The following is a 7247-nucleotide window of genomic DNA, read 5'->3' on the forward strand; positions in this document are numbered from 1 at the left end:
TATCTGACTTCTCACTACAAGTCTGGCATTTATAGGCATGTTGGATATGATCAAGCCGTTTAAGTTGAGCAGGAATATAAACCAACTCTCGGCGTTTCAATTCTGTACCAATTCAAATCTTTGTTTAATGATATAGGCTAGGGAATCAATTCCCTGTCTCATATCTGTTTTTCCAGCTATCAAATAGACCTGACCGAGGTCACAAAGATTTATCGTCCTAAACAAATTCGCATCCACTAAACCAACCTCCTCTACTCATGTTTTCTGAGACTAGTATAGCTAGATTTCTACTTTATCGGAAGACACCTTTTTATTGGGCGATTACACTACAGAAATTATAGAGCCTTTTTTCTCTCCAATCCCCTTCCAAGTATCAAAAAAACTCCCCTGATCCTATCAGGAGAGTCTAGTCCTAGACCGGGCAAGGGCTGGATAAGGGATTATTTCCAAAAATCGTCAAAAATAGTAATCGGTAAATGCCGTTTGTGTTCTGCTTTAAACCATAGTTCTTCGATTCGAGCTTGGTCTTGAACGGCTACGGTTTTTCCTTCCAGGTAATCATCAATCGCTTGGTAGGAAACGCCGAGGGCTTGTTCGTCCGCTAGAAGGGGCTTTTCTTCTTCTAAATCAGCTGTCGGTATTTTTTCATAGAGGGCAGCCGGGGCCTTTAAGGCTTGTAAGAGCTGACGTCCCTGACCCTTGTGCAAACGGTAGAGGGGCAGAATATCTGCTGCTCCATCACCAAACTTGGTAAAGAAGCCTGTTAGATTCTCAGCTGCGTGATCGGTTCCGATAACGGCTCCCTGATGGGCAGCTGCTAGGGCATATTGGACCTGCATACGTGCTCTGGCTTTTACATTCCCTTTGTTAAAATCACTAATCGCTTGGCCAGCTGCTTCTAAGCTGGCAACAAGGGCATCGACACTTGGCTTAATATTAATAGTGACTACCTGGTCGGCTTGGATAAAGTCTAAAGCAGCTTGAGCATCGGCCTCATCCAATTGCTGACCATAGGGCAGACGAACCGCTATAAATTGATAATTGGCATCGCCTGTCTCCTGACGTAGTTCCTCGACAGCTAGCTGGGCTAGACGGCCAGCCAGGGTCGAATCCTGTCCACCTGAAATCCCTAGAACATAGGACTTCAAAAAGGGGTGTTTCAATAGGTATTCCTTCAGGAAATCCAGACTCCGACGAATTTCAGCTTGAGGATCAATGACGGGCTGAACTCCAAGCGTTTGGATAATGGTTTCTTGCAGGGTCATGCGTCCACTCCTTCTTCTAAAGCCTGACGACGAACTTGTTCAATCAGATTCATCTTGTTTTCCCAAACATCACGCGCCAAATCAACCGGATAATCTTGAGGATTCAAGACCCGCTTGTATTCATCCCAAAGATTATCAAATGCTGTCCGGGCATGTTCCTGAATCTCCATTAGACTTGGAGACTGGTAAATCAAACGTCCCTCATCATAGATTGGGATCAGCATTGGAATCCCCTCAAAGTCTCGCACCTTTTTGTTGATATAGGTGTAAGTCGGATGGAACATATCCAATTCTTCCAGCTGATTAATGTCCTGATCAGCAAAGGAAATATAGTCTCCCTCAGACTTCCCCTTGGCCCGACTAGTAATCCGCCAGACTTGCTTTTTACCAGGAGTCGATACTTTTTCAGCATTACTGGAAAGCTTGATGGTATCCCGCATATGGCCAGTTTCATCTTCAATCGCCACAATTTTATAAACAGCGCCCAGAGCTGGCTGGTCGTAAGCTGTAATTAACTTGGTCCCGACTCCCCAGACATCAATTTTAGCCTTTTGCATCTTAAGGTTTAAAATCGTTGTCTCATCCAAATCGTTCGATGCGTAGATTTTTGCTTCTGTAAATCCAGCATCATCCAGTTGCTGGCGCACTTTTTTAGAAATATAAGCAATATCGCCCGAATCAATCCGAACACCCAAGAAATTGATTTGATCTCCCAACTCCTGGGCCACACGAATAGCCGCAGGCACACCAAGTCTTAGCGTATCATAAGTGTCGACCAAGAAGACGCAGTTGCGATGCGTTTTTGCATAAGCCTTAAAGGCCTGGTAATCATTCCCGTAGACTTGGACAAGCGAATGGGCATGGGTCCCTGCCACCGGAATGGCAAAACGTTTTCCAGCCCGGACATTACTGGTCCCAGAGGCGCCTCCAATAAAGGCTGCTCGAGTTCCCCAAATAGCTGCATCCATTTCCTGGGCCCGGCGAGTTCCAAATTCCAAGAGCGGCTCATCCCCAATCACGGATTTGATTCGTGCAGCCTTGGTCGCAATCAAGGTTTGGTAGTTGATAATATTCAACAGGGCTGTTTCCACTAACTGACACTGAGCTAGTGGTCCCTCAATCTGCATCAAAGGTTCATTGGCAAAAACCAAATCCCCCTCTTGGACCGAACGAACAGTGATCTGCAATTGAAAATCGGCGAGATAAGCTAGAAAATCCTCTTCATAACCTTGATCACGAAGATAGGCTAGGTCAGATTCTGTAAAGCGCAACTCCTCCAAATATTGGATAACCCGCTCCAAGCCAGCAAAAACGGCATAACCATTTTTAAAGGGCAATTTTCGAAAATACAACTCAAAGACAGATTGCTTCTGATGAATCCCTTGCTCAAAGTAGACTTGCATCATATTGATTTGATACAAATCTGTATGCAGGGTCAAACTATCATCTGGATACATAAAAACTCCTCCAAAAATACTAGTCCCATTATACCATACGAAAGACGTTGAAAACAGAGGATTCTGTAGGGTACTTTTGGTCCGCAAAAAAGCCAGGACTAGCCCAGCTTTTAAATTATTGTTCTGAAATGTATTTATAGACTTGTTGACCAGCAACGGCACCATCACCAACAGCTGTAGTGATTTGACGGAGATCCTTCTGACGAATGTCTCCAACAGCATAGATGCCATTAACCTTGGTTTTCATTTCCTTATCGGTAGGGATCCAGCCGTTTTCATCTGTGATTCCTAGGTCTTTGACAAATTCACTCACCGCATCCAAGCCGACATAGATAAAGACAGCTCCAAAGGCTTCTTCTGTCACCATACCTGTTTTGACATTTTCTAAGACAACGCTTTGAACTTTACGCTCGTCGCCTTTGATTTCCTTAACGACACTATCCCAGATAAAGCGGATTTTTTCATTGGCAAAGGCACGATCTTGGAGAACCTTTTGGGCCCGAAGCTCGTCACGACGGTGAACAATTGTTACACTTTTACCCATTTGCGTTAAGAAAAGGGCTTCTTCAACGGCTGAATCACCGCCCCCAACAACTAAAATGTCTTCATCGCGGAAGAAGGCTCCGTCACAGACCGCACAGTAGGAAACTCCTCGGCTGTTGTATTCTGCCTCACCAGGAACACCTAGCGAGCGGTGAGCTGATCCTGTCGCCACAACAACGGTCTTCGCTTGGAAGTCCCCTGAATCTGTGTGCACAATCTTATGATCTCCCTGATCTTCAACCGATGACACCAGCCCGAAAATGTATTCTACTCCAAAACCTTCTAAGGGTTGGAACATGTGGTCTGCCAACTCTGGACCAGAAATCTTAGCAAAACCTGGATAGTTTTCAATATCAGCTGTGTTGTTCAACTGACCACCAGGAATCCCACGCTCAAGAAGGGCAACCTTGAGATTCCCACGAGCTGCATAGAGGGCAGCTGTCATTCCAGCTGGGCCAGCTCCAATAATAATTGTATCGTACATAAAGAGTTTCTCCTTAGAATTCTTCTACTGTCATTATAGACCCCTCTGAGCTTTATTTCAAGAAAGTCGACCTAGAAGACAATCAAGAGGGCCATAACCGCAAAAGAAAAGATTGGAATCACCAGACAAGAAGCAATCAAGACCTCATGTCGCATTGTTCGTTTCTCAATTCCCTTAGACAAGCCTTGAAAATAATAATAGACACCTAAAATAAGCACCAGCAGACTTGTCACCAACAGGCTCTGAAAATAGAGCATCAGCATTTGCGCCAACATCCTTAAACCGCCTCTTCTCGACGATAATTGGCCAAGAAGTTCTTGGTCCGCTCTTGCTTGGGATGGTGGAAAATTTGCTCCGGAGTTCCCTCTTCGATAATTTTTCCTTTTTCCAAGAATAAAACGCGATCCGCTACTTGCTCGACAAAGGCCATATCGTGACTCACCAAAATCATGGTTTGCCCGTCCTCGGCGGCCTGGCTAATTGCCTTTTCCACTTCGCGAACCAACTCAGGATCCAAGGCAGAAGTCGGTTCATCCAGCAAGAGCACACTTGGTTTCATGGCCAAAGCCCGGGCTAAACCAACCCGTTGTTTTTGTCCCCCAGATAGTTGTTTGGGATACTGGTCCACCTTATCAGCCAGACCAACCTTGGTCAGCTCCTTAAGCGCTAAATCTTTAGCCTTGGGGACCGGCATTTTCTTAACCTGGACCAAGCCCTCCATGACATTTTCTAAAACTGTCCGTCGGGAAAATAGGTTAAACTGCTGGAAAACCATCGACAGGCGTTGGCGGAGATCCAGGATATCATCTTTGCCTGCAGTTTTGACATCTAAAAGGCTATCACCAATTTGAATGGTCCCGGCATCAGCGGTTTCCAAAAAATTAAGGCTCCGTAGAAAGGTTGACTTACCAGCTCCTGAAGAACCAATCAAGGCAATCACTTCCCCCTGGTGGATCTCCACATCCAATTTGTCCAAGACGACTTGTTTTCCGAATTTTTTGCTCAATCCTTTAATCGTAATCATCTGAGACCTCCTATTCATCGCCAATCGCCAGGCGGCGTTCCCACCAGCGTCCAAACTGCTCAACTAGGATGCTCACACCCCAGTAAACCAGAGAAACAGAGATAAAACGTTCAAAGTAACGGTAATCTGTTCCACCCAAAATTTGAGCCTGGGCAAAGATTTCCACAACCCCGGCATTAAAGGCTAGAGAGGTACCCTTGGTCAGACCAATCAAATTGTTAATTAAGGTTGGGAGGGCAATCATAGCTGCATTAGGGAAGACCACACGACGGTAGACTTGGCTTTCGGTCATCCCCAAACTGCGGGCTGCTTCCACCTCACCTGGATCCACCGCTAAGATCGCTGCACGGATGGTCTCACTGGCATAGGCTGCTTCGTTAAAGGCAAAGGCTACAATGGCAAAGACAGCTGCCGGAATCGCATTAATATTCCAAGCTGTTCCCAAGCTCTGATTCAAGGCCTTCAAAAGAAGCGGGATCCCGTAGTAGGTCAACATCAGCTGCACCAAAATCGGTGTCCCACGCAAAAAGCTGACAAAAACAGCTTGAATCGGGTATAAAATTCGCACCCGCCGAATTTTAACCAGAGCAAACAGAATCGCCAACATCAACCCAAAGATCGAACCTGCCAAGGTCAACCCCAAAGTAATGGGCAACCGTTCCAGAATCCGTGGTAGTCCATCAAAAACTGCCCGCACACTAAACAATTGACCATCTGGCAAACTATTCATTAAATTTTCATAAAAAGTTACTCCTAGATTAGGAATCATACACTACCTCTTACTTCCTAAAAGGTCTGTCGCTTCGCCTTACGTTCTGCACGGCCTTGGGCTCTGCGTTCAGCCCTCTTGGTTTTTCTTCGTTTTTCATTAACGGCCCACTGAATTTTTTTCTTATAGCCCGGCTTAATGTTCTTTTTCTTCTTTTTGACCAAGCCGATCATTTCAGTGTCCAGTTTTTCACGTTTTTTCTCTCGTTGTGCCCGACGATCCCGGTCATAGGTTTCAACAAATTCTCCATCCTTGATTTCTTTTGGTAAAAAACGGATACCCATTTTTTCCAAATCACGGATAGCTGAATCATCTTGTGGCGAATAGAGGGTGATGGCTGTTCCATCCAAGCCATTCCGGCCAGTCCGACCAACCCGATGGATGAAAAAGGAGAGATCCTGAGGAATCGCATCATTAATGACATGACTGACTCCTTCAATATCAATCCCACGGGCTGCAAGGTCTGTCGCTACCACAAAGCTATAGTCCAGGTTTTTAATCTGGTTCATGGTCCGTTTTCGTTCACGGGCTGGGATATCTCCATGGATGCGCGCAACTTTTAGTCCTTGTTGCTGCAAATAGAGATAAAGCTCCTCTGCTCGGTCCTTGGTATTGACAAAAATCATCGCCAAGTAAGGCTGCATCATTTGAGACATCTGATAAATCAAGGCATTCCGGTCGCGCCCCTTAGTCGACACCAACCAATTGTCGATGGTATCTGAAATCACCGTTTTGGTTGCAATCTGCTCCATCACAGGTTGTTGCAAATACTTCTTCAGGAAGGGTTGCAGTTTTTGCGGAATGGTCGCTGAAAAGACCAAGATTTGAACCTCTTTGGACAAACGTGAAGCGATCCGATCGACAGTTTCTAAAAAGCCCATATCCAGTGTCATATCCGCCTCATCAACAACAAATGTTCTTGTTTTATGGATATCTAAAGCGCCACTATCGACCAAGTCATAAATACGACCTGGCGTCCCGATAACAAGGTGGGGCTGATTTTTAGCCAGACGCTCAATTTGACGCGCCTTATCAGTCCCACCCACATAATTGGCTAAACGAACAGAGAAGGGTGCGTGGCTCGCCAGCTGCTTACAGGCTTGATAGATTTGTTCGGCCAGTTCTCGACTGGGCGCCGTAATCACAGCCTGAGTATAATCACTATCCTCTAATTGCTGAAAAATTGGTAGTAAAAAGGTGTGGGTTTTACCAGAACCTGTCTTAGATTCTCCCACCAAATCCTTCCCAGCCAAGACAACCGGAATCAACCGTTCCTGAACCTCAGTCGGTTGGTAAAAATTGATTTCCTTCAAAGCTTGCTGCAGAAAGTCCTTTAATTGAAAATCAGTAAATTTCATGCTTCACTTCCTTTTCTAACTTCCTTCCATTATACCACATTGAAAATCAGAAAAAGGCTGGAAAAATCCGGTTCTTTGTCAAGTTGTGTGGAATCCCTGAAAACTGACAATATAGAATAAAGACAATCTTCCTTCCTCCCCTCCTTAGAGGGGAGGGATTTTTAGATAGAGTGGACAGCAGGAGTCTGCATCCAGTAAATTCTGGCAAATAGATGCTCATGTTTTCGAAATCCGAAAGCAGAACGTTTCAACAACTTAATCTTATTATTGGTTCCTTCAACGAGACCGTTATTGTAGGGTACCGATAAAGCCAAGCGTATACTTTCTTCCTTTTTCAAAAGAAAAGC

Annotated in this window: 8 protein-coding genes and 1 pseudogene; all 9 read right to left on the bottom strand. The window is 45.2% G+C overall.

All coding sequences use genetic code 11. From position 1 onward, the window contains the following. Positions 1–94: pseudogene (locus E5983_RS07885) on the bottom strand (IS66 family transposase zinc-finger binding domain-containing protein); the annotation flags it as partial. Between the two features lie 346 nt (positions 95–440). Continuing rightward, on the bottom strand, positions 441–1265 hold the full coding sequence (gene nadE, locus E5983_RS07890; RefSeq protein ID WP_160333318.1) for an ammonia-dependent NAD(+) synthetase: 825 nt from the start codon (positions 1263–1265) through the stop codon (positions 441–443). Then, the gene (locus tag E5983_RS07895) at positions 1262–2722 is read right to left on the bottom strand and encodes a nicotinate phosphoribosyltransferase (RefSeq protein ID WP_160333319.1); all 1461 of its coding nucleotides are present in this window, start codon (positions 2720–2722) and stop codon (positions 1262–1264) included. Before E5983_RS07895 ends, nadE begins: the two co-directional genes overlap by 4 nt. A 115-nt stretch (positions 2723–2837) precedes the next feature. Beyond that, complete coding sequence (trxB, locus tag E5983_RS07900; RefSeq protein ID WP_160333320.1) at positions 2838–3749, bottom strand: thioredoxin-disulfide reductase; 912 nt, start codon at positions 3747–3749, stop codon at positions 2838–2840. A 71-nt stretch (positions 3750–3820) separates the two neighbouring features. Next, positions 3821–4024, bottom strand: a complete 204-nt coding sequence (locus E5983_RS07905; protein ID WP_160333321.1) for a DUF4059 family protein — start codon at positions 4022–4024, stop codon at positions 3821–3823. Between the two features lie 2 nt (positions 4025–4026). Beyond that, positions 4027–4773: an amino acid ABC transporter ATP-binding protein gene (locus E5983_RS07910; RefSeq protein ID WP_160333322.1), complete on the bottom strand. Its 747-nt coding sequence runs from the start codon at positions 4771–4773 to the stop codon at positions 4027–4029. Between the two features lie 10 nt (positions 4774–4783). Continuing rightward, complete coding sequence (locus E5983_RS07915) at positions 4784–5542, bottom strand: amino acid ABC transporter permease (RefSeq protein WP_160333323.1); 759 nt, start codon at positions 5540–5542, stop codon at positions 4784–4786. A gap of 17 nt (positions 5543–5559) precedes the next feature. Next, positions 5560–6900 (bottom strand): DEAD/DEAH box helicase, encoded by a 1341-nt coding sequence (locus E5983_RS07920; RefSeq protein ID WP_160333324.1) that lies wholly within the window; start codon positions 6898–6900, stop codon positions 5560–5562. A gap of 161 nt (positions 6901–7061) precedes the next feature. Then, positions 7062–7247: transposase (locus E5983_RS07925; RefSeq protein WP_160332058.1), on the bottom strand; the 186-nt coding region annotated here is incomplete at its 5' end.

The organism is Streptococcus danieliae (assembly GCF_009767945.1).
Lineage (GTDB): Bacteria > Bacillota > Bacilli > Lactobacillales > Streptococcaceae > Streptococcus > Streptococcus danieliae.